The sequence below is a fragment of the Microbacterium sp. M genome (genome assembly GCF_045181065.1).
GTDB lineage: Bacteria > Actinomycetota > Actinomycetes > Actinomycetales > Microbacteriaceae > Microbacterium.
In genome coordinates, this window is record NZ_CP173721.1 from 3,320,872 (window position 1) to 3,338,945 (window position 18,074).

The following is an 18,074-nucleotide window of genomic DNA, read 5'->3' on the forward strand; positions in this document are numbered from 1 at the left end:
GGTGGGTCGGACGCGCCCCGGTCAGGACGCCTTCGGCGGCAGACCGCGCGCCGCGCGCTCCTCGGCCTCGATCTGCGCGTGGACCTTGCGCTCGGTGCGATCGAAGCGCAGGATGCCGCGGAGCACGAAGAAGAACACCACGCAGACCGCGAGGGTCGGCAGGATCGACCAGGCGACCGCGGTCCAGATGCTCTCCATGCCTCCATCGTACGCCGCTCGCCTGTGGTCGTGCCGCGCCGTCGTCGGCCCACTCGCCCTGCACAGATCCGTATATGCCGGAATCCATCCACAATCCCCGATTCCGCTCCTGCAGCCCGTGCCCGCGTTGCCACACTCGCGTGATGACACTCGTGATGAAAGCCAACAGTTCCGCGCAATTCCTGGGCCTCGTACCCGCCCTCGCCGGCTTCACGCCGACACGGAGCATCGTCCTGACCCCTTTCGAGGGCACGCGCACGTACGGCGCGCTGCGCATCGACCTGCCCGACGACGACGATCCTGATGCCTTCGCCGAACGTGCCGTCGCCCTGGTCGGTCGCGTCGAGCGCACGGATTCCGTCGCCCTCGTCGTGTACTGCGATGAGATCGCCCAGCCCACGAGGGACGGCATCGTCCTCCCGCACAGCGTCGTCGTCGACGCCGTGCTCGTCGCCGCAGAGGAGCAGCGGCTCGGCATCGTCGACGCGCTCTGCGTGACGCCCGAGGGCTGGGCGCGCTACCTCGATGAAGAACCGGCGCTGCATCCGCTCGACACCATCCACTCCGCCGAGCGCCCGCCAGAGGCGTCCGGCATCGAGGGCGATCAGTCTGCGGGTACGGCACTGCCGGACTACGGCCTGATGACGACCGAGAAGGTCGGGCGCGCGCTGATCGCGCTGGAGGAGGTGATCCACCGTGCCCGCATGGGCCGCGAGGACGAAGCCGAGCGAGAGCATCCGGAGGCGTTCGCGGCCGCGATGCTCATCGAGGACGTCCCCGCGTTGTTCGAGTCCGCCGTGAACCTCCCGGCTGATCCACCGCCCTACGCGTGCGCGGCGCTGATCTGGCTGCTGGCACGGCCGATCTACCGTGACGTCGCCCTCATGCAGTGGGCAGGTGATCTGCGTGAGGGGCAGGAGGCGCTGGCGTCCCAGCTGACGCACAGCCGCTCCGGCACGCTGCCCTCCGCGCAGAGCTGGGGAGTGATGGTCGGCTCGGGTCCGCGTCCCGACGTCTCCCGGCTGCACGCCGCGCTTCGCGCAGCGCGGTCGTTGGCTGCTCTCGCACCACGGCAGCGGCGGGTCGGTCCGCTCGCTCTCGCCGCGTGGCTGTCGTGGGCGCTCGGGCGCCCATCGCACTCCGAGAAGTACCTCGAGCAGGTGCACGCGATCGACCCCGACTACAGTTTCGGGATCCTTCTGAGGGAACTCATCAGGACCCGTCCGTTGCCGGAGTGGGCGTTCGATCGACGCATGGACGACGCGGCATGACGCCGCGCCGAGTCACTTCACGAGCGGGAAAAGGATGGTCTCGCGGATACCGAGGCCGGTGATGGCCATCAGCAGACGGTCGATCCCCATGCCCATGCCCCCGGACGGCGGCATGCCGTGCTCGAGCGCGCGGAGGAATTCCTCATCGACGCGCATCGCCTCGACATCGCCGCGCGCGGCGAGCTTGGCCTGCTCGATGAAGCGCTCGCGCTGGATGACCGGGTCCACCAGCTCGGAGTACCCGGTGGCCAGTTCGAAGCCGCGGATGTACAGGTCCCACTTCTCCACGACGCCCTCGATCGAGCGGTGCTCGCGCACGAGCGGCGAGGTGTCGAGCGGGAAGTCCATCACGAACGTCGGGCGCACGAGGTCGCCCTTCACGAAGTGCTCCCAGAGCTCTTCGACGAGCTTGCCGTGCGTCGCCTGCGGCGGGACGTCGACGCCACTCTGCTCGGCGAATGCGATCAGGTCCTCGACGGAATCGTCCGGAGTCACGGATCGTCCGGATGCCGCGGACAGCGACTCGTACATCGAGATGCGGTCCCACTCGCCGCCCAGGTCGTACTCGGTGCCGTCCGCCCACGTCACGGTGGTCGAGCCGGTGACCGCGATCGCGGCCTGCTGAACCAGTTCCTGGGTGAGCTGGGCCATCTGGTCGTAGTCGCCGTAGGCCTGATAGGCCTCGAGCATCGCGAACTCCGGGCTGTGCGTCGAGTCGGCGCCTTCGTTGCGGAAGTTCCTGTTGATCTCGAACACCCGCTCGATGCCGCCGACGACGGCGCGCTTCAGATACAGTTCCGGCGCGATGCGCAGGTACAGCTCGGTGTCGAACGCATTCGAATGCGTGACGAAGGGCCGCGCCGACGCACCGCCGTGCTGCACCTGCAGCATGGGCGTCTCGACCTCGAGATAGTCGTGGTTCGCGAACGTCGCGCGAAGGCTGGCATTCACGGCCGCGCGGGCGCGGACGGTGGTGCGCGCCTGCTCCCGGACGATCAGGTCGAGGTAGCGGCTGCGCACGCGACCCTCTTCGCTGAGCTCGGAGTAGGCGTTCGGCAGCGGAAGGATCGCCTTGGACGCGATCGTCCAGTCATCCGCCATGATCGACAGCTCGCCGCGGCGGCTGGAGATCACCTCGCCGTGCACGAAGACGTGGTCGCCGAGGTCGACGTACTCCTTCCAGTCAGCCAGCGACTCGTCGCCGACGTTCGCGAGGGAGATCATGGCCTGGATGCGCGAACCGTCGCCGGCCTGCAGGGTCGCGAAGCAGAGCTTTCCGGTGTTGCGGCTGAACACGACGCGTCCTGCGACGCCGACGACGACGCCGGTCTCGGCACCGGCCTCGAGGTCGCCGTAGTCGGCTCGCAGCGCCGGGATCGTGTGCGTCACCGGCACCCCGACGGGGAACGCCCCGCCGGAGGCGTCCGCACGCTTCGCGATCAGACGCTCGCGCTTGGCGAGACGAACGGCCTTCTGCTCGTGAGTGTCCTCGTCGTCGTTGGGGACGGGGGCGGGCGCGTCAGGCGCGTTCGTCATGCGGGGCTCCTTGCAAGGTCAGCGGTCAGTTTATCGCGGGCGGGTAGCGTGGAAGCCATGAGCGCTCGTCGAGGACTCCGCCTGCTCGCCGCACTCGCCTTCGCCGCCGCGGCATGGGCTCTGCCTGCCACGGCCGCCGCGGCATCCGTGCCGGCATCCGTCTCCGGCGATGTGAACGATTTCTCCTACGCGTCCTGGGATGCGCAGTACCAGGTCGGCACCGATGACGAGGGCCGTGCCACCATGCTGGTCACCGAGACGCTGACCGCCGATTTCCCCGAGATCGACCAGAATCGCGGCATCGTGCGGGGACTCCCGATGGGCTACGAGGGCGCGTCGACCGAGCCCCGCGTGATCTCCGTCGAGGATGCCGACGGAGCACCCGTTCCCTACGAGACCGAGGAGGACGACGACGTCCTGTACATCCTCACCGGAACAGACGAGTTCGTGCACGGACCGACGACCTACGTCATCACCTATGAGATGCGCGATGTCATCCTGGCCGCCCGCAACGGCTTCGACGAGTTCTACTGGGATCTCCTGCCACTGGACAGCACGCAGCCGATCGACGAATTCACCGCCGACATCGTGTTCGCTCCGGAGCTGAGCGCGCAGCTGACCGGCGACTCCGCCTGCTACATCGGCGAGCAGGGATCGCAGGACCGCTGCGGCATCGCCGTCGACGGCGACACGGCCACTGTTGCGGAGAACAGCCTCGCCGCGGGTGAGGGCGTTTCCGTCGCGATCGGCTTCGAACCGGGAACCGTCGTCCAGCCCGACACGCGGCAGCCGAACCCTGTCACCGACGTCGTCCCGCTCGTGACCAGCGGAGGCGCAGCAGCACTGGCCGCGGGCGGATGGATCGCGACGTCGGCGATGGTCCGCTCGCGCCGCCGCGCGACGGGTGTCATCGTCGCCCAGTACGAGGTGTCGACATCGATGCCGCCGCTCCTCGCGAACACGATCGTGCCCCGTGCGCGCAACCCGATCACCGCGCAGATCATCCACCTCGCCGTGCGGGGACTCGTCCGCCTCGAAGAGCTGCCGGAGGACAAGAAGGATCAGACCCGTCCCAGGCTCCGCCGACTCAGCGCTCCGATCCCCGATCCCCTCGATCACCGCGCCCTGAAGGCGGTGTTCAACAACGATGAGCCGGACGTCGTCATGACGATCCCGAAGGAGAGCTCCGCGTTCGCGAAGCGCATGCAGGGTCTGATCAAGGCCGGACAGAAGGAGGCCAGGGCGCGCGGACTCACCACGAAGGTCCGCAGCCGCACCGCCGCGGTACTGTGCTGGATCGCGCTCGGCGTGGCAGCGGTCGGTCTCGGTCTCGGCATCTGGGGCGCCGTGCTGGGCCGCGAGAGCGCGGTCGCCGGCATCCTGCTGTCGGCGTTCCTGGGCGCCGGCGTGGTGGTCTCCCTCATCGCAGCTCTGTCTCCGCGGACGGTGCCGACCCCGCAGGGCGCTCTCGAACTCGAGCATCTCGAGGGGGTGCGCGAGTTCATCAGGGTGGCCGAGGCGGACCGTCTGCAGATGCTGCAGTCCTACACCGGGGCCGAGCGCCGCCCCGACGGGACGATCGACGTGATCCATCTGTATGAACTGCTGCTGCCCTACGCCGTCCTGTTCGGTCAGGAGCGCGAATGGGGAGCGGTCCTCGAGACCGCGTACGCGCAGGACCAGCGGACCCCGGTGTGGGTCAACGGCGCGGCCGTCGGACTCTCGATCCGGCTCGCCGGCTTCTCGACCGCGACCGCCGGCTCGTCGACGTACACCTCACCCAGCAGCGGGAGCTCATCGAGTTTCGGAGGGTCGACCGGCGGCGGCTTCTCCGGCGGAGGAGGCGGAGGCGGCTTCTCGGGAGGACGCTGACCCTCAGGGCAGCAGCGGATCCGACGCGTCACGCAGAGCGCGCTCGACCGTCGACTGCACCAGCGCCGACAGGTACCCGCCGGGGTTCTCGACGCCGATCCCCCGCAGCAGGCCCGTCGCCTGGGAGATGATCGACCGGGAGAATTCGGATGCCGTGGCGATCGCCTCCGCGTATGCCGGCCGGTCCTCCTCGGCGATGACGACCGGCTCGCAGCCGAGCTCGACCGCCAGCGCCTGTGCGATCGGCAGCACCGGTGCCGGCGCGGTCACAGCGGCGAAGGATGCCTGCAGCTGACGCAGATCGATCGTGGTGCCGGTGAACGTGATCGCGGGATGCACCGCCAGCGGGATGACCCCTGCGCGCTGCGCTGGCTCGAGCACGCCGATCCCGTACGCCGGGTCCGTGTGCAGGACGAGCTGCCCCGGCTGCCACGCACCGAGCTGCGCGAGGCCGGCGACGATGTCCGGGAGGTCAGCATGCGGCACCGCGAGGATGACGAGCTCGCTGCGGCGCAGCACCTCGGGGGCGTCGAGCACCGGGACATCGGGCAGCACGGCCGACACGCGTTCGTCGTCGGACGATGCCGTGATGCCGACGATCGCATGCCCCGCACCGGCGAGCGCCGCACCGATCACAGGACCGACACGCCCCGCACCGATGATGCCGACGCCGAGGCGGCCCTCACGATTCACGCGGGGGCTCCTCCGGCTGGCCAGTGGGCTCGGCGGGAGGCGCCGGCGGTGCAGGCGGTGCCGCAGGCGGTGCAGGCGGTGCCGCCGGAGGCGCTGCGGACGGAGCCGCGGGCGCGGGTGGCGCCGGAACCACGGGCGGCACCGGTTGCGGCGGAACCACAGGAGGCACCGGCTGCGGCGGAACCGCAGGGACGGCAGGCGGGGGCGGCGGCACGGCGGCCGGAGGCGCCGGCGGTCCGACCGGGGGAACCGGTCCACCCGAAACGGGCGGCGCCCCGAAAGCGGGCACGATGAAGGCCGGCGCGGCCGGCCGGAACGTCGGCGCGGCCCACGCCTGCGGCTGGGCATCCGGAACCGCGGCATCCGACTGCACTGCCCAGCGGTGCCCTCGATCCCGCTCGACGGATGCCGACGTGCGGCGGGACATGTCATCGAACGCGGCCATGAGCTGCGCGCCGTCGATGCCGACGATCTCGCCGAGGATGGGACCCGTGACGCTGTGCGCCTTCATCCAGGCGACACGCTGCGCGCGGTCGATCGGTCCCTGCGAGACCGATGCGCCCTGCATGCGCGCCAGCGGGAAGACCGCGAGCTTGCGCCACAGCACACCGCGCCGCAGGATCAGTCCGAAGTCGGTGAGCGCGAAGCCGTGCCGCTTCCACGAGACAGGACGGCGCCACCACGCGCGCGGCTGCATCCGCACGTACGGGTCCTCCTGCGCAGGGCCCAGGATGCCGTGCTCCCAGACCAGCGGCACATCGTCGCCCGGCAGGTCGGGCAGTATCAGCCCGAGCACCCGCTCGACGTCGGCGCGCTTGCCCACCGGGAGCACGATGTTGAACTGCTGCGCGCTGCCCGACGACTGCTGGGCTGCGCTCTTGCCGCTCATGCGGTTGATCTTGATCGTCCACCAGCCGAACGGACGCCACAGCAGCGACTGCGTGACCTCGACGGCGAAGATGCGACCGGGTGGGATCGTCTCAGTGACCGTCGTGAACAGTCCGTACGTGATGCGCACGCCGTCCGGGGTCGGCGCGATGGAATAGCGCAACGACTTGGAGATCTGCGCCCAGGTGATCGCCACGGCCGCGATCACCATCGGGATGCCGATGCCGAGGCTGATGCCGAGGATCGCGAATCCGGCGCCGGCGCCCTCATCGGCGAGAATCGCCGGGATCGTGAACGCCAGCACGATGACGAAGATGGCGGCGAAGAAGACGAACCACAGCAGACCACTGAGCAGCTGGGATCCGACCAGCCGGCCGGTCGGGATCTTCACGACGCTCTCCGGGGCGACGTCGGCGAGATCGACGCCGTCGATCATTCCGTTGATGCCGTGGCTGACGGTGCCCGCGACCTGCTGGCGCCTGCTCGTGGCCGGCACCTGCTGCCCGGTGCGGGCGGCCTCGCGCGCCGCCCTGGCGCCGGAGGCGAGGCGCAGGATGTCGGCGCGCACGGCCTCCGCCTTGGGAGTCGAGAGGTATTCCAGCGGCACGTTGGCGTCGGTGCCCGCGCCGACCACCTCGAGCTTCGCCATGCCGATGAGCCTGGCCGGGAAGGGACGGGTGAGGTTGACGCCCTGCACGCGATCCAGCGGCGCCCGCCGATGGGAGCGGAAGATGATCCCCTTGCGCACCTCGACGTGATCGTCGGTGATGCGGAACTCCTGGAACCGCCAGACCAGCCAGAACGCCGCGCACAGCACGAGCACGACCCCGAGGGCCGCGAGCAGCACGACCAGGATGAGATTGTTCGCCAGCACCCAGTCGATCGGGTCTCCGCTGCTGTACTCGTCGACGTGGACCTCGTCAGGGGTGAAGAGGTTGACGATCCAGTAGATGAAGCGGTCGCGGAAGTTGCTGATGATGATGCCGGCCAGCACGATGAGCACCAGGCCGCCCTTGAACAGCGGCGTCAGCGGGTGCAGTCGGTGCCATTCACCGTCGGCGAGGGTTTCATCGCCCAGCGTCTGCGCCGCCGGAGGAGTGGGTTCGGGCAGCCCGGAGGGGCCGAAGGACGGGACGCTCACAGGCCGGTCCGGCGGGTCTCGGCGACCTCGATCAGGGTGTCGCGCAGCGCTTCGGCCGCTGCCTGGCTGAGACCGGGGATCTGCACGCCGGTCGTCGCGGCGGCGGTCACCATCTTCAGCTGCGAGACGCCGAACGCGCGGTCCAGCGGGCCGTGCGTGATGTCGACGAGCTGCATGCGCCCGTACGGCACCGCGATCATGCGCTGCCACAGGATGCCCTTGCGGAAGACGATGTCGTCTGCGCGCAGCATGTACCCGATCGCCTTCGCCTGACGCGGCAGGATCGCGAGGGTGAGGAGGGTGATCAGGATCACGACGCCGGCGGGGATCCACACCCACATCTCGCCGATGATCGCGCTGAGCACGCCGGCGGCGATGGCGACGACCGCGATGAAGACGAGGTTCTGCACCAGCTGCGACACGACGTAGCGCGGCGAGATCTGGTGCCAGTGCCCGTCGAGGGCGAGGCGGCCTGCACCGCGCGGCTCGCGGATGCCGGTGTAGGTGCCTTCGTCGAGCACGGGGCTCTGCGCCGGGCCGTGGTCAGTGCCCGGCATCGGCTCCTGGGGAGGGTTCGTCTGGCTGTCGGTCATCAGGATCCTTCGGCAGGGTGCAGAACTGTTCGGCGACGAGCGCGGCCGCCACGAGGACGATGGAGCTCGCAACGAGTGCGACCATCGCCACCATCGACCCTACCGGCGGCCCGACCGGACGGGACAGCAGGAACAGCAGGAAGCCGGCGCCGAAGCCGCCGAGCAGGGCACCGAGCAGACTGGAGGCACGCGCCAGTGTCGCCGCGCGCAGCGCGCGGAACGGATCCACGCGCTTGCCGGAGCGTCCGCGGACGCTGCGGCGCACCGGCCAGGCCAGTGCGAGGCACGCGGCGGCGAGCAGGATCAGCAGCACCGGCAGCCAGGAGGACGGCGTGAACGTCGCGCGCCCGCTGACCGTGAGCAGGTGGTCGAGTCCGAACCCTCCGGCCGCGCCCAGCAGCGCCAGCACGATCAGCACGAGGGCGGACGTGCGCCTCATCGGGTGGACTCGCCGTGATCGTCGCCGTTGCGGTCGCCCGCGGCATCCGCTCGCAGTGCCTCCACCAGGCCGGCCACGCGTCCACGACCGGGGATCACGGCCTCCGAATCGAGATCGAGCCAGGGTTCGAGCACGAAAAGGCGCTCGGCGGCACGCGGATGCGGCAGCAGCAGGTGCTGTTCGTCGGAGGTGACGTCGCCGTACGTAATCAGATCCAGGTCGAGCGTCCGGTCTCCCCAGCGCTCGCGGCGCTCGCGCCCGTGCTCCTCCTCGATGGCGTGCAGCATGCCGAGCAGAACCTGCGGGGCCAGCCGCGTCGTCACCAGCGCGACGGCGTTGACGTAGGTCGGCGCATCGGGGTCAGGCCCTTCGGGGCGGACGGCGACCGTCTCGTGCAGCGGTGACAGCCGCACGTCGTCGACCAGCGGCAGTCGCGCGATGCGCGCGGCTGCGTGCTCCACGGTCTCGCGTCGGTCGCCGAGATTCGCCCCGAGCGCGACGACGGCGACCGTCGCATCGCGGCCCGGTCGAGGGTCGAGTGGCGGCAGGGGCGGCATCCGGACCATCAGCGCGCCTCCGGACGCCCGCGGCGGACCGTCACGGACACATCCGAGAACGTATGCGCGATGGGGGCGTGCGGCTTGTGCACCGTGACCATGGCGAACAGCACGCGCTCGTCGGCGAGGGCGACGTCGGCGATCCGCTCGGCGAGCGTCTCGATGAGGTTGACCGGCTCCCCCTCGACGATCTCGACGACCTTGTCGGCGAGTTCTCCGTAGTGCACGGTGTCGGCGACGTCGTCGGATGCCGCGGCATCCGAGAGGTCGAGGCTCAGCCGCAGATCGACCGTGAACTCCTGGCCGTTCTCTCGCTCGTGCTCGTACACGCCGTGTCGGCCGAACGCCGTGAGCCCGGCCAGGAAGATCTCATCGATGGGGTGCATGTTCAGCCCTCCCAGGCGCGGGCGACGGCGAGGGCGTCGCGGGTGGCGGCGACGTCGTGGACGCGCACGGCCCAGGCACCGGCACGAGCCGCGAGAGCGCTCGTGACAGCCGTCGCGAGATCGCGGCGCTCGAGCGAGATCTCGTCGTCGGCGGCGACCTGAAGCACCTCGGCCAGGAACCTCTTGCGCGATGTGCCGATCAGGACGCGGTGGCCGAGGGCCGTGATCTCGTCCAGCCCGCGCAGCACGTCCCAGTTCGTGTCCCCCGCCTTCGCGAACCCGATGCCGGGGTCGAGGATGAGGCGCGACGGGGCGATGCCGGCGGCCGCTGCACGGCCGACGCCTTCGCGCAGCTCGCCGGCGACCTCGCGCGCCGCTCGGAGATAGGTCGCATTCGCGTACATGTCGGCGGACGGACCGCGCCAGTGGCCGAGCGCGTAGTCGGCTTCGGTCCCGGCGACGGCAGGGAGCATCCGCTCATCCGCCAGGCCGCCGGAGACGTCGTTGACGATCCGTGCACCCGCCTCGACAGCCGCGACCGCCGTGGACGCGTTGAGGGTGTCGATGCTGACCGTGGCGCCTTCGGCGGCGAGCGCCGCGATGACCGGCAGCACGCGCTCCTGCTCGACGGACGGATCGACGCGTTCGGCGCCCGGTCGGGTCGACTCTCCGCCGATGTCCAGCACGCCGGCGCCCTCGCGCCACAGGCGAAGACCGTGCTCGATCGCGCGCGCGGAGTCGAAGAAGCGCCCGCCGTCGCTGAAGGAATCAGGCGTGACGTTGACGATGCCCCAGATGACAGTCACGGCAGTTCGGCTCCGAGGCCTGCGGATGCCGCGATCAGCGCGATGATCTCGGCACGGGCCGTGGGGTCGGCGTACGCGCCGCGGGCGGCGATGGTGAGGGTGGATGCCTCGGGCTGGCGTCCCCCGCGCATCGTGACGCAGCCGTGCACGGCATCCAGCACGACGAGCACACCACGGGTGTCGAGGTGCGCGTCGATCGTGTCGGCGATCTGCTCGCCGAGACGCTCCTGCACCTGCGGCCGGGTCGCGAGGATCTCGACGACTTTCACGAGGGCGCCGAGTCCGACGACCTGCTCGCCGGGGAGGTACGCGAGATGCGCCCGTCCGGCGAAGGGCAGCAGATGGTGCTCGCACACCGAGCGGAATCGGATGTCGCGCAGCACGACCGCGCCGCTGGGCAGCGTCTCGGGAGCCGGGCCCCGCGAGACGCTGATGGTGTGGGCGAGCGGCGTCGCGGCATCCTCACCGACGCCGGAGAAGAACTCGGCGTACAGGTCGGCGACGCGCTGCGGCGTCTGCTTGAGCCCGGGGCGCTCCGGGTCCTCGCCGATCGCCTCGAGCAGCTCGCGGGTGAGAGCTGCGACCCGCTCCCTGTCGACGGTCACGATCAGGCGGTCGCCGGACGCGTGTGTCCGGGGGAAGGAGCGGAATCGGCGGTGCCACGGGCGGCCGCAGCATCCGCCGGTGCCGCTTCGGATGCCGCAGCATCCGCGGGCACGAGCCGCTTGGGCACTTCGATCGGGGGCCTGGTCGACACGGGGCGGTCCTCGCTGGACAGCCACAGCGGGCGCTCGGGGAGCTTGCGGACGTCGTGGAAGAGCTCGGCGATCCGGTTGTGATCGAGCGTCTCCTCCTCGAGCAGGGCGAGCGCGAGGCGGTCGAGGACGTCGCGGTTGTCGCTGATCACCTGGTAGGCCTCGTTGTGCGCCTGTTCGATGAGCGCGCGCACCTCGACGTCGACGCGTTGCGCGACGGTCTCGGAGTACTCGCGGCCGCGGCCCATGTCGCGTCCGGCGAACGGCTCGCCGCCCTCGGAGCCGAGCTTGACCGGTCCGAGATCGGTGGTCATGCCGTATTCGATGACCATCTTTCGGGCGATGCTGGTCGCCTTCTCGATGTCGTTCGACGCCCCGGTGGTCGGGTCGTGGAAGACGAGCTCTTCCGCGACGCGTCCGCCCATCGCGTAGGTGAGCTGGTCCTGCAGTTCGTTGCGCGTGACCGAATACTTGTCATCCAGCGGCAGCACCATCGTGTAGCCCAGCGCCTTGCCGCGCGGGAGGATCGTGATCTTGGTGACCGGATCCGTGTAGTTCATCGCCGCGGCCGCCAAGGCGTGACCGCCCTCGTGGTAGGCGGTGATCAGGCGCTCGCGGTCCTTCATGACGCGCGTACGACGCTGCGGGCCGGCGATCACACGGTCGATGGCCTCGTCCAGCGCACGGTTGTCGACGAGCTGCGCGTTGGAGCGAGCCGTGAGCAGCGCCGCCTCGTTGAGGACGTTCGCGAGGTCGGCGCCCGTGAACCCCGGAGTCTTGCGCGCGACGACCTCGAGGTCGACGGACTTGGCCAGCGGCTTGCCCTTCGCGTGCACCTCGAGGATGTGCAGACGGCCCTTGAGGTCGGGAGCGTCGACGCCGATCTGCCGGTCGAAGCGACCCGGGCGCAGCAGCGCGGGATCGAGGATGTCCGGACGGTTGGTGGCCGCGATCACGATGACGTTGGCGTTCGGGTCGAAGCCGTCCATCTCGACGAGCATCTGGTTCAGCGTCTGCTCGCGCTCGTCGTTGCCGCCGCCCATGCCGGCGCCGCGGTGACGGCCGACGGCATCGATCTCGTCGATGAAGATGATCGCGGGAGCGTTCTCCTTGGCCTGATTGAACAGGTCGCGCACGCGCGAAGCGCCGACGCCGACGAACATCTCGACGAAGTCGGATCCGGAGATCGAGTAGAACGGGGCGCCTGCCTCGCCTGCGACGGCGCGGGCCAGCAGGGTCTTGCCGGTACCCGGAGGGCCGTACAGCAGCACGCCCTTCGGGATGCGGGCGCCGATGGCCTGGAACTTCGCAGGATCCTGGAGGAACTCCTTGATCTCCTGGAGCTCTTCGATGGCCTCGTCGGCGCCGGCGACGTCTGCGAAGGTGACCGTCGGGGTCTCCTTGTTGACGAGCTTGGCCTTGGACTTGCCGAACTGCATGACCTTGCCGCCGCCGCCCTGCATCGAGCTCAGCAGCCACCAGAACAGCAGGCCCAGCAGGACGAGCGGGATGAGCAGCGAGAGGAAGCTGTCGAACCAGGTGGCGCGGGGTACGACGTCGGTGAAGCCGTCCTTCGGGTCGGCCGCGTCGATGGCCTCGACGATCTGGTCGCCTCGGGCGTCCACGTAGTAGAACTGCACGTCCTTGGCGCCCTCGAACTCCTTCGAGAGGGTCATGTCGACGCGCTGATCGCCGTCGGTGTTCGTGACCTCGGTGACCGTGTCGCCGGCGAGCAGCTCGAGACCCTGCTGCACCGTGATCTGCTTCGGCGCTCCGAGGTTCGAGATCAGCAGGAATCCGCTGAACAGGAGCACGCCGACCAGCGCGACGTAGATCAGGGGATTCCGGGTGATCTTCTTCACATCCATGATGGGTTCAGCGTACCGCCCGCCCGCTTGGCGGCCGCTGTGATTCGCCCACGGCGGACAGGTCAGCTGTAGACGTGCGGCGCGAGCACGGCGACGTCGCGCAGGTTGCGGTAGCGCTCGTCGTAGTCGAGGCCGTAGCCGACCACGAAGTCGGTGGGGATGTCGAAGCCGACGTACTTGCAGTCGATCTCGACCTTGGCCGCATCCGGCTTGCGCAGCAGCGCGAGCACCTCGATCGAGGCGGGGTCGCGGGACGCGAAGTTCTCCAGCAGCCAGCTGAGGGTCAGGCCGGAGTCGATGATGTCCTCGACGATCAGGACGTGCTTGTCGTGCAGGTCGGTGTCGAGGTCCTTGCGGATCTGGACGACACCGCTGGACTTCGTGCTCGAGCCGTAGCTCGACACGGCCATCCAGTCCATCGGCGCGTGGAACGGCAGCGCCCGTGCGAAGTCGGCCATCACCATCACCGCGCCCTTGAGGACGCCGACGAGCAGCAGGTCCTTGCCGGCGTAATCCTCCGCGACCCTGGCCGCCAGCTCGACGAGCTTGGCCTGGATCTCCTCCTCTGTGACGAGGATCTGTGCAAGGTCGTCCTGGATATCAGCGGCGCGCATGGATCGATTTTATGTGACGGATGCGGGCGCTTCGGCACTAATGTGAGCCGTGACCAGGGCGAACGCCCCGACGGAAGGATTTCGCATGGCCCTCGATGACATCCTCAAGCAGGTTCCGATCGACGACATCGCCGCAAAGCTGGGGGTGTCCCCCGAAGAGGCGAAGAAGGCTGTGGAGGAAGGCGGCGCGGTGCTGCTGACCGGCCTGGCGAAGAACGCGGAGAGCTCCGAAGGCTCGGCGGCGATCCAGAAGGCGCTGCAGAAGCACCAGGGCGCGACGCCGTCGAAGGTCGACGACATCGATCAGGCCGATGGCGAGAAGATCGTCAAGCACGTTCTCGGCGACAAGCAGGCCGAGGTCACGACGAAGCTCACCGAATCGAAGGAGACCGCCGGCATCGACTTCGGCAAGCTTCTGCCGATGCTGGCGCCGATCGTGATGAACCTGATCGCCAATGCCAGCAAGGGCAAGGCCGACAAGAGCGCGGCTGGCGAGGAATCCGGCGGTGGCATCGGCGATCTCATCGGCGGTCTCGTGGGCGGCGGCTCCTCCTCCGGTGGCGGCGGGGGGATCGGCGATCTGCTCGGGGGCATTCTCGGCGGCGGCTCGAAGGGCGGCACGGGTGGCGGGATCGACCTGGGCGGCATCCTCGGCGGTCTGCTCGGCGGCAAGAAGTAACCGCCCCGGTCAGCGCGCCGTGAAGACGATCCGTCCCCCCCGGCGCGCGGCCGAGCACCCCGGCAGGTCGATCGGTCCCTGACCGGACCAGTCGGTGGCGAGGCGCGCGACCTCGAGGGTCTGCGTGCGGGTCAGGCTCGCACCGAATTCGCTGTCGACGACAAGTCGGATGATCCGGTTGCGCAGGGCGGCCGGGTTGGCGGCGAGGGCGGCAACGGTGACGGAGATGCCTGCCTCGGCGTGCTCGACGATGTCCTCGATGGTCTCGTGGATCATCTCGTCGAAGGCCTCGGCATCCTCTCGGAGCTGCTCGGCCGTGCGGGCGAGCGCTTGCGCGATGCCGGGTCCGAGTTCGGCCTCCAGCACCGGAAGCACGTTTTCGCGCGCTCGCACCCTGGCGAAGCGCGCATCGGTGTTGTGCGGGTCGTCCCACACCTCCAGATCGGATGCCGCGCAGAACGCCCTGGTCGTCTCGCGCCGCACCGTCAGCAGGGGACGGACCCAGCGGAGGCCGTCCTCGTCCTCACGATTCGACACCATCCCCTGCAGACTCGTCGCGCCGGAGCCGCGGGCGAGGCCCAGCAGCACCGTCTCGGCCTGGTCATCGAGGGTGTGCCCGAGAAGGACGGCGGCGGCGCGCTCGGCACCGGCGACGCCACGGAGGGCTGCGTATCGGGCGTCGCGCGCAGCGGCCTCGAGGCCCTCGCCGCGGCCCGACACGTCGACCTCGATCTGCAGTGCGTCGTCCACGCCGAGTCGCTCCGCCGTCGCGGCGGCGGTCGCCGCGACACGATCGGAACCCGCCTGCAATCGGTGATCGACCGTGAGGCTGAGGACCTTCATGCCCCGGGCGCGCGCCTCGAACACGGTCGCCGCCGTGAGTGCGAGCGAGTCGGCACCGCCGGACAGCGCCACGAGGACGGTCGCGCCGTCTGGCAGATCGGCGAGCGCGGTGCGGACGGCGAGACGGATCTCTGCGACGGCGGGGTTCAGCGAGGGCACGTGTCCAACGGTAGCCCTCGCACAAGCGTTCTCACGCGAGACGGTTCGAGCGAAGTAGGCTTGTCCGCGGCATCCAACCGTCTTTTCTGAGGAGCACACGCATGGGCGCACACGACGCCGTCATCGAGATCCCGCGCGGCAGCCGCGTGAAGTACGAAGTCGACCACGAGACCGGACGAGTGCACCTCGACCGCGTTCTGTACACGACGTTCGGCTACCCGGCCGACTACGGCTACTTCGACAACACGCTCGGAGAGGACGGCGACCCGCTGGACGTCCTGGTCCTGCTCGACCACGCCATCTACCCCGGCGTCGTCGTCGAGGTGCGCCCCGTCGCCGTACTGAAGATGAGCGATGAGGCCGGTGGCGACGACAAGCTCGTCGCCGTGCTGAGCAAGGACCCTCGCTGGGCGCACATCCAGGACATCGGCGACCTGGCCGAGTACACGAAGAAGGAGATCGAGCACTTCTTCGAGCACTACAAGGACCTCGAGCCCAACAAGTGGGTCAAGGTCGACGCCTGGGGGGATGCCGCGGAGGCGCAGCGCATCCTCGACGAGGCGATCGTCCGGTTCGGCGAGCAGGGTCACTGACCGTCGCCCGACAGACGAAAACCCCCGGTTCGCTGACGCGAACCGGGGGTTTTCTCGTCGGTGAGGTCAGACGCCGACGCCGCGATCCGCCATGAATCCGATCGGGTTGATCGGCGCACCGCCGATGTAGACCTCGAAGTGCAGGTGGCAACCCAGCGAGTTGCCGGTGTTGCCGGCGTAGGCGATGACCTGTCCGGCCGAGACGTGCTGGCCGCTGCGCACCACTGTGCCGCCGGAACGGATGTGCGCGTAGCCGGTGGCGCTGCCGCCGGCGTGCTGGATGCGGATGTAATTGCCGTACCCGCCGTTGTAGAAGGCCGCGTCGACGACACCGGACGCCGCCGCGTAGATCGGCGCGCCGCAGCCGTTGGCGAGGTCGACGCCGCGGTGGAAGCTCGAAGAGCAGTTGCCGTTCGAGCACTTCACGGGGCGTCGGCCGTATCCGGACGAGCGGTAGCCGCCGTGCGGGCGGACCCAGCCGCTCCCGCCTCCGCCGCCGCCGCCGCCACCGCCGCCACCACCGCCGCCTCCGCCACCACCGGCTTCGGCTTCGCGTCGGGCAGCTTCTTCGGCCTCGCGACGCTTGCGCTCTTCCTCGGCCTTGCGTGCTTCTTCGGCCTTGCGGCGCACCTCGACACCCTCCTGATAGGAGGCGACCGTCGCTGCGGTGGCTTCCTTGAGAGCGAGGAGCTGGGTCTGGAGCGTGTCGAGGTTCGCGGACTGCTCGTCGAGCGCGGCCTGTGCCGCGTCGGCGGCGTTCTGCGCGGCGACCATCTTCTCTTCGGCGATCTTCTGCAGACGATCGCGCTCTTCGCGAGCCACGAGGGCCTGGTCGCTGAGCTGCTGCGCGGAGTTGCGCGCGGCGACGGCGTCGTCGTAGACGGTCTGGTTGTACTCGAGCAGCTTGTCCATCGTGCCGAGCTTGGACAGCAGCTGGTCGGCGTCTGCTGCTGAGCCGGCGAAGAAGAGCTGGAGGGCGGTGTCGTCACCGCCGTTGCGGTAGAGCTGTGCAGCGACCTGCCCGGCCTTCGTGGCGGCGGCGTCGGCAGCAGCGGACTGCTCATCGGCCTGAGCCTGGAGCTCGTCCGCCTCGGTCGCGGCGTCGAAGAACGCCTGCTGCGCCTCGTAGAACTCGTTGGATGCCGCTTCGGCGGCGGCCTGGGTCTCGGCGACCTTCTGCGTGAGGGCGGCGATGAGGCCTTCGATGCGCTTGACCTCGGCAGCCTTGGCCGCCTCGCTCTGCATCGCTCGCTGGACGTCGTCCCAACTCGGGTACTCGGCGGCGTGCGCGGCGTTCACTCCATTGGTGATGCCGAAGGCGCTGAGGGCGACGACACTGAGCGCGCCGACACCGATCGCCGCGCGGCGGGTCATCGAGCCGCGCTGCCAGAGAGCAGTTCGTTCGGCTGCGTTGGGTGCGCAGTCGCAGTCTTCGGATGCCGCACGGGCAGCGTCATCCGCAACCTTGTCGTTCACACGGCTCCTTCCGCCGGTTTCACAGATGTCACACTAACAACAAGTGTCACATCTGCAACAGTGGTCGCGCACGTTTGCCCACGGCGCGGGTTCGCCCGAAACGACGCGACTCACAGCATCCATCGTCCTCCCGACACGCCCGATCGGATAGAGGACTCGCCCTCGATTCGCGTTTTCGTCAGAGCATCCTTTATGCTTGAGCGTCGGCAAGGAAGTCCTCCGGGACAGACTTCGGCCCCATCGTTTAGCGGCCTAGGACGCCGCCCTTTCACGGCGGTAGCACGGGTTCGAATCCCGTTGGGGTCACTCCTACGGTTCCGATACAATTTAAAAGCATGGCCCTGTAGCGCAGTTGGTTAGCGTGCCGCCCTGTCACGGCGGAGGTCGCGGGTTCAAGTCCCGTCAGGGTCGCTCTGAGCGACAGGCCCTTTTTTCGAAGAGGGCCTGTCGTCTAAGACGCGGCAGATTCGTTCGTGCCGCGAGGCTCTGTAGCTCAGTTGGTAGAGCGCACGACTGAAAATCGTGAGGTCACGGGATCGACGCCCGTCGGAGCCACAGGGTGATCATTACAATCACCTTAGAAACCCTCGCCTAGCTTCTACATGGCGGGGGTTTTGCTTTGCCCTGGTGAGAGGCGGTTTCCGAGCCGCTCCCCTGGGCGGTTCCGGCCTGGTCGTTGAACGAGCAGAACTCCCCTCCGCTGAGCG

The 18,074-nt window shown here is 69.2% G+C and carries 18 protein-coding genes and 3 tRNA genes; 7 read left to right on the forward strand and 14 right to left on the reverse strand.

What is annotated here, in order from left to right; genetic code table 11:
- Positions 1-21 precede the first annotated feature (21 nt).
- On the reverse strand, positions 22-198 hold the full coding sequence (locus tag ACI7YT_RS16190) for a hypothetical protein (protein WP_406246925.1): 177 nt from the start codon (positions 196-198) through the stop codon (positions 22-24).
- 143 nt (positions 199-341) lie between these two features.
- Between ACI7YT_RS16190 and ACI7YT_RS16195 the strand changes: the two genes are divergently transcribed.
- Positions 342-1,469, forward strand: a complete 1,128-nt coding sequence (locus ACI7YT_RS16195; protein WP_406246926.1) for a DUF4192 family protein — start codon at positions 342-344, stop codon at positions 1,467-1,469.
- A gap of 12 nt (positions 1,470-1,481) precedes the next feature.
- On the opposite strand, the gene lysS is transcribed toward ACI7YT_RS16195, so the two are convergent.
- The gene (gene lysS, locus ACI7YT_RS16200) at positions 1,482-3,005 is read right to left on the reverse strand and encodes a lysine--tRNA ligase (protein ID WP_406246927.1); all 1,524 of its coding nucleotides are present in this window, start codon (positions 3,003-3,005) and stop codon (positions 1,482-1,484) included.
- Positions 3,006-3,062: 57 nt separating this feature from the next.
- Between lysS and ACI7YT_RS16205 the strand changes: the two genes are divergently transcribed.
- Complete coding sequence (locus ACI7YT_RS16205; RefSeq protein ID WP_406246929.1) at positions 3,063-4,877, forward strand: DUF2207 domain-containing protein; 1,815 nt, start codon at positions 3,063-3,065, stop codon at positions 4,875-4,877.
- Between the two features lie 3 nt (positions 4,878-4,880).
- On the opposite strand, the gene ACI7YT_RS16210 is transcribed toward ACI7YT_RS16205, so the two are convergent.
- The 10 genes from ACI7YT_RS16210 to hpt all read right to left on the reverse strand — a co-directional run bounded on the left by ACI7YT_RS16210 (position 4,881) and on the right by hpt (position 13,617).
- Positions 4,881-5,570: a DUF2520 domain-containing protein gene (locus ACI7YT_RS16210; protein ID WP_406246931.1), complete on the reverse strand. Its 690-nt coding sequence runs from the start codon at positions 5,568-5,570 to the stop codon at positions 4,881-4,883.
- Positions 5,560-7,599 (reverse strand): PH domain-containing protein, encoded by a 2,040-nt coding sequence (locus tag ACI7YT_RS16215; protein ID WP_406246933.1) that lies wholly within the window; start codon positions 7,597-7,599, stop codon positions 5,560-5,562. Before ACI7YT_RS16215 ends, ACI7YT_RS16210 begins: the two co-directional genes overlap by 11 nt.
- Positions 7,596-8,192 (reverse strand): PH domain-containing protein, encoded by a 597-nt coding sequence (locus ACI7YT_RS16220; protein ID WP_406246935.1) that lies wholly within the window; start codon positions 8,190-8,192, stop codon positions 7,596-7,598. The genes ACI7YT_RS16215 and ACI7YT_RS16220 overlap by 4 nt, the downstream gene beginning before the upstream one ends.
- Positions 8,143-8,631 carry a DUF3180 family protein gene (locus ACI7YT_RS16225; protein WP_406246937.1) on the reverse strand — a complete coding sequence of 163 codons (489 nt, stop codon included), beginning with the start codon at positions 8,629-8,631 and terminating at the stop codon, positions 8,143-8,145. Before ACI7YT_RS16225 ends, ACI7YT_RS16220 begins: the two co-directional genes overlap by 50 nt.
- The gene (gene folK / locus ACI7YT_RS16230) at positions 8,628-9,197 is read right to left on the reverse strand and encodes a 2-amino-4-hydroxy-6-hydroxymethyldihydropteridine diphosphokinase (RefSeq protein ID WP_406246939.1); all 570 of its coding nucleotides are present in this window, start codon (positions 9,195-9,197) and stop codon (positions 8,628-8,630) included. Before folK ends, ACI7YT_RS16225 begins: the two co-directional genes overlap by 4 nt.
- Complete coding sequence (gene folB, locus ACI7YT_RS16235) at positions 9,197-9,574, reverse strand: dihydroneopterin aldolase (RefSeq protein WP_406246941.1); 378 nt, start codon at positions 9,572-9,574, stop codon at positions 9,197-9,199. The genes folK and folB overlap by 1 nt, the downstream gene beginning before the upstream one ends.
- Positions 9,575-9,576: 2 nt before the next feature.
- Positions 9,577-10,380: a dihydropteroate synthase gene (gene folP, locus ACI7YT_RS16240; RefSeq protein ID WP_406246943.1), complete on the reverse strand. Its 804-nt coding sequence runs from the start codon at positions 10,378-10,380 to the stop codon at positions 9,577-9,579.
- Positions 10,377-10,985, reverse strand: coding sequence for a GTP cyclohydrolase I (gene folE, locus ACI7YT_RS16245; RefSeq protein WP_406246945.1), 609 nt, complete (start codon positions 10,983-10,985; stop codon positions 10,377-10,379). The genes folP and folE overlap by 4 nt, the downstream gene beginning before the upstream one ends.
- Before the next feature lie 2 nt (positions 10,986-10,987).
- A complete protein-coding gene (ftsH, locus tag ACI7YT_RS16250; protein WP_406246947.1) occupies positions 10,988-13,003 on the reverse strand; it encodes an ATP-dependent zinc metalloprotease FtsH in 2,016 nt (671 codons plus the stop codon).
- Positions 13,004-13,065: 62 nt separating this feature from the next.
- Complete coding sequence (gene hpt / locus ACI7YT_RS16255; protein WP_406246949.1) at positions 13,066-13,617, reverse strand: hypoxanthine phosphoribosyltransferase; 552 nt, start codon at positions 13,615-13,617, stop codon at positions 13,066-13,068.
- An 85-nt stretch (positions 13,618-13,702) separates the two neighbouring features.
- Here hpt and ACI7YT_RS16260 point away from each other — a divergent pair, with 85 nt between their 5' ends.
- Positions 13,703-14,296 (forward strand): DUF937 domain-containing protein, encoded by a 594-nt coding sequence (locus ACI7YT_RS16260; RefSeq protein WP_406246951.1) that lies wholly within the window; start codon positions 13,703-13,705, stop codon positions 14,294-14,296.
- 9 nt (positions 14,297-14,305) lie between these two features.
- Here the strand turns inward: ACI7YT_RS16260 and tilS are convergent, their stop codons facing one another.
- Entirely contained in the window at positions 14,306-15,298 is a 993-nt protein-coding gene (tilS, locus tag ACI7YT_RS16265) for a tRNA lysidine(34) synthetase TilS (protein WP_406246953.1), read from the reverse strand.
- A 101-nt stretch (positions 15,299-15,399) separates the two neighbouring features.
- On the opposite strand from tilS, the gene ACI7YT_RS16270 reads away from it, so the two are divergent.
- A complete protein-coding gene (locus ACI7YT_RS16270) occupies positions 15,400-15,891 on the forward strand; it encodes an inorganic diphosphatase (RefSeq protein ID WP_167945513.1) in 492 nt (163 codons plus the stop codon).
- Positions 15,892-15,957: 66 nt separating this feature from the next.
- On the opposite strand, the gene ACI7YT_RS16275 is transcribed toward ACI7YT_RS16270, so the two are convergent.
- Positions 15,958-17,367: a M23 family metallopeptidase gene (locus ACI7YT_RS16275; RefSeq protein ID WP_406246955.1), complete on the reverse strand. Its 1,410-nt coding sequence runs from the start codon at positions 17,365-17,367 to the stop codon at positions 15,958-15,960.
- Positions 17,368-17,600: 233 nt separating this feature from the next.
- Here ACI7YT_RS16275 and ACI7YT_RS16280 point away from each other — a divergent pair.
- From ACI7YT_RS16280 to ACI7YT_RS16290, 3 genes are all read left to right on the forward strand, one after another.
- Positions 17,601-17,673: transfer RNA gene (locus ACI7YT_RS16280), tRNA-Glu, on the forward strand.
- 31 nt (positions 17,674-17,704) lie between these two features.
- Positions 17,705-17,778: transfer RNA gene (locus ACI7YT_RS16285), tRNA-Asp, on the forward strand.
- 71 nt (positions 17,779-17,849) lie between these two features.
- Positions 17,850-17,922: transfer RNA gene (locus tag ACI7YT_RS16290), tRNA-Phe, on the forward strand.
- Positions 17,923-18,074: the final 152 nt, after the last annotated feature.

What these genes read in the sequence shown, in the direction of transcription:
- ACI7YT_RS16190 (WP_406246925.1), bottom strand. Translation starts at nt 198, where the DNA reads ATGGAGAGCATCTGGACCGCGGTCGCCTGGTCGATCCTGCCGACCCTC.
- ACI7YT_RS16195 (WP_406246926.1), top strand. Translation starts at nt 342, where the DNA reads ATGACACTCGTGATGAAAGCCAACAGTTCCGCGCAATTCCTGGGCCTC.
- lysS (WP_406246927.1), bottom strand. Translation starts at nt 3,005, where the DNA reads ATGACGAACGCGCCTGACGCGCCCGCCCCCGTCCCCAACGACGACGAG.
- ACI7YT_RS16205 (WP_406246929.1), top strand. Translation starts at nt 3,063, where the DNA reads ATGAGCGCTCGTCGAGGACTCCGCCTGCTCGCCGCACTCGCCTTCGCC.
- ACI7YT_RS16220 (WP_406246935.1), bottom strand. Translation starts at nt 8,192, where the DNA reads ATGACCGACAGCCAGACGAACCCTCCCCAGGAGCCGATGCCGGGCACT.
- ACI7YT_RS16225 (WP_406246937.1), bottom strand. Translation starts at nt 8,631, where the DNA reads ATGAGGCGCACGTCCGCCCTCGTGCTGATCGTGCTGGCGCTGCTGGGC.
- folK (WP_406246939.1), bottom strand. Translation starts at nt 9,197, where the DNA reads ATGGTCCGGATGCCGCCCCTGCCGCCACTCGACCCTCGACCGGGCCGC.
- folB (WP_406246941.1), bottom strand. Translation starts at nt 9,574, where the DNA reads ATGCACCCCATCGATGAGATCTTCCTGGCCGGGCTCACGGCGTTCGGC.
- ftsH (WP_406246947.1), bottom strand. Translation starts at nt 13,003, where the DNA reads ATGGATGTGAAGAAGATCACCCGGAATCCCCTGATCTACGTCGCGCTG.
- hpt (WP_406246949.1), bottom strand. Translation starts at nt 13,617, where the DNA reads ATGCGCGCCGCTGATATCCAGGACGACCTTGCACAGATCCTCGTCACA.
- ACI7YT_RS16260 (WP_406246951.1), top strand. Translation starts at nt 13,703, where the DNA reads ATGGCCCTCGATGACATCCTCAAGCAGGTTCCGATCGACGACATCGCC.
- ACI7YT_RS16270 (WP_167945513.1), top strand. Translation starts at nt 15,400, where the DNA reads ATGGGCGCACACGACGCCGTCATCGAGATCCCGCGCGGCAGCCGCGTG.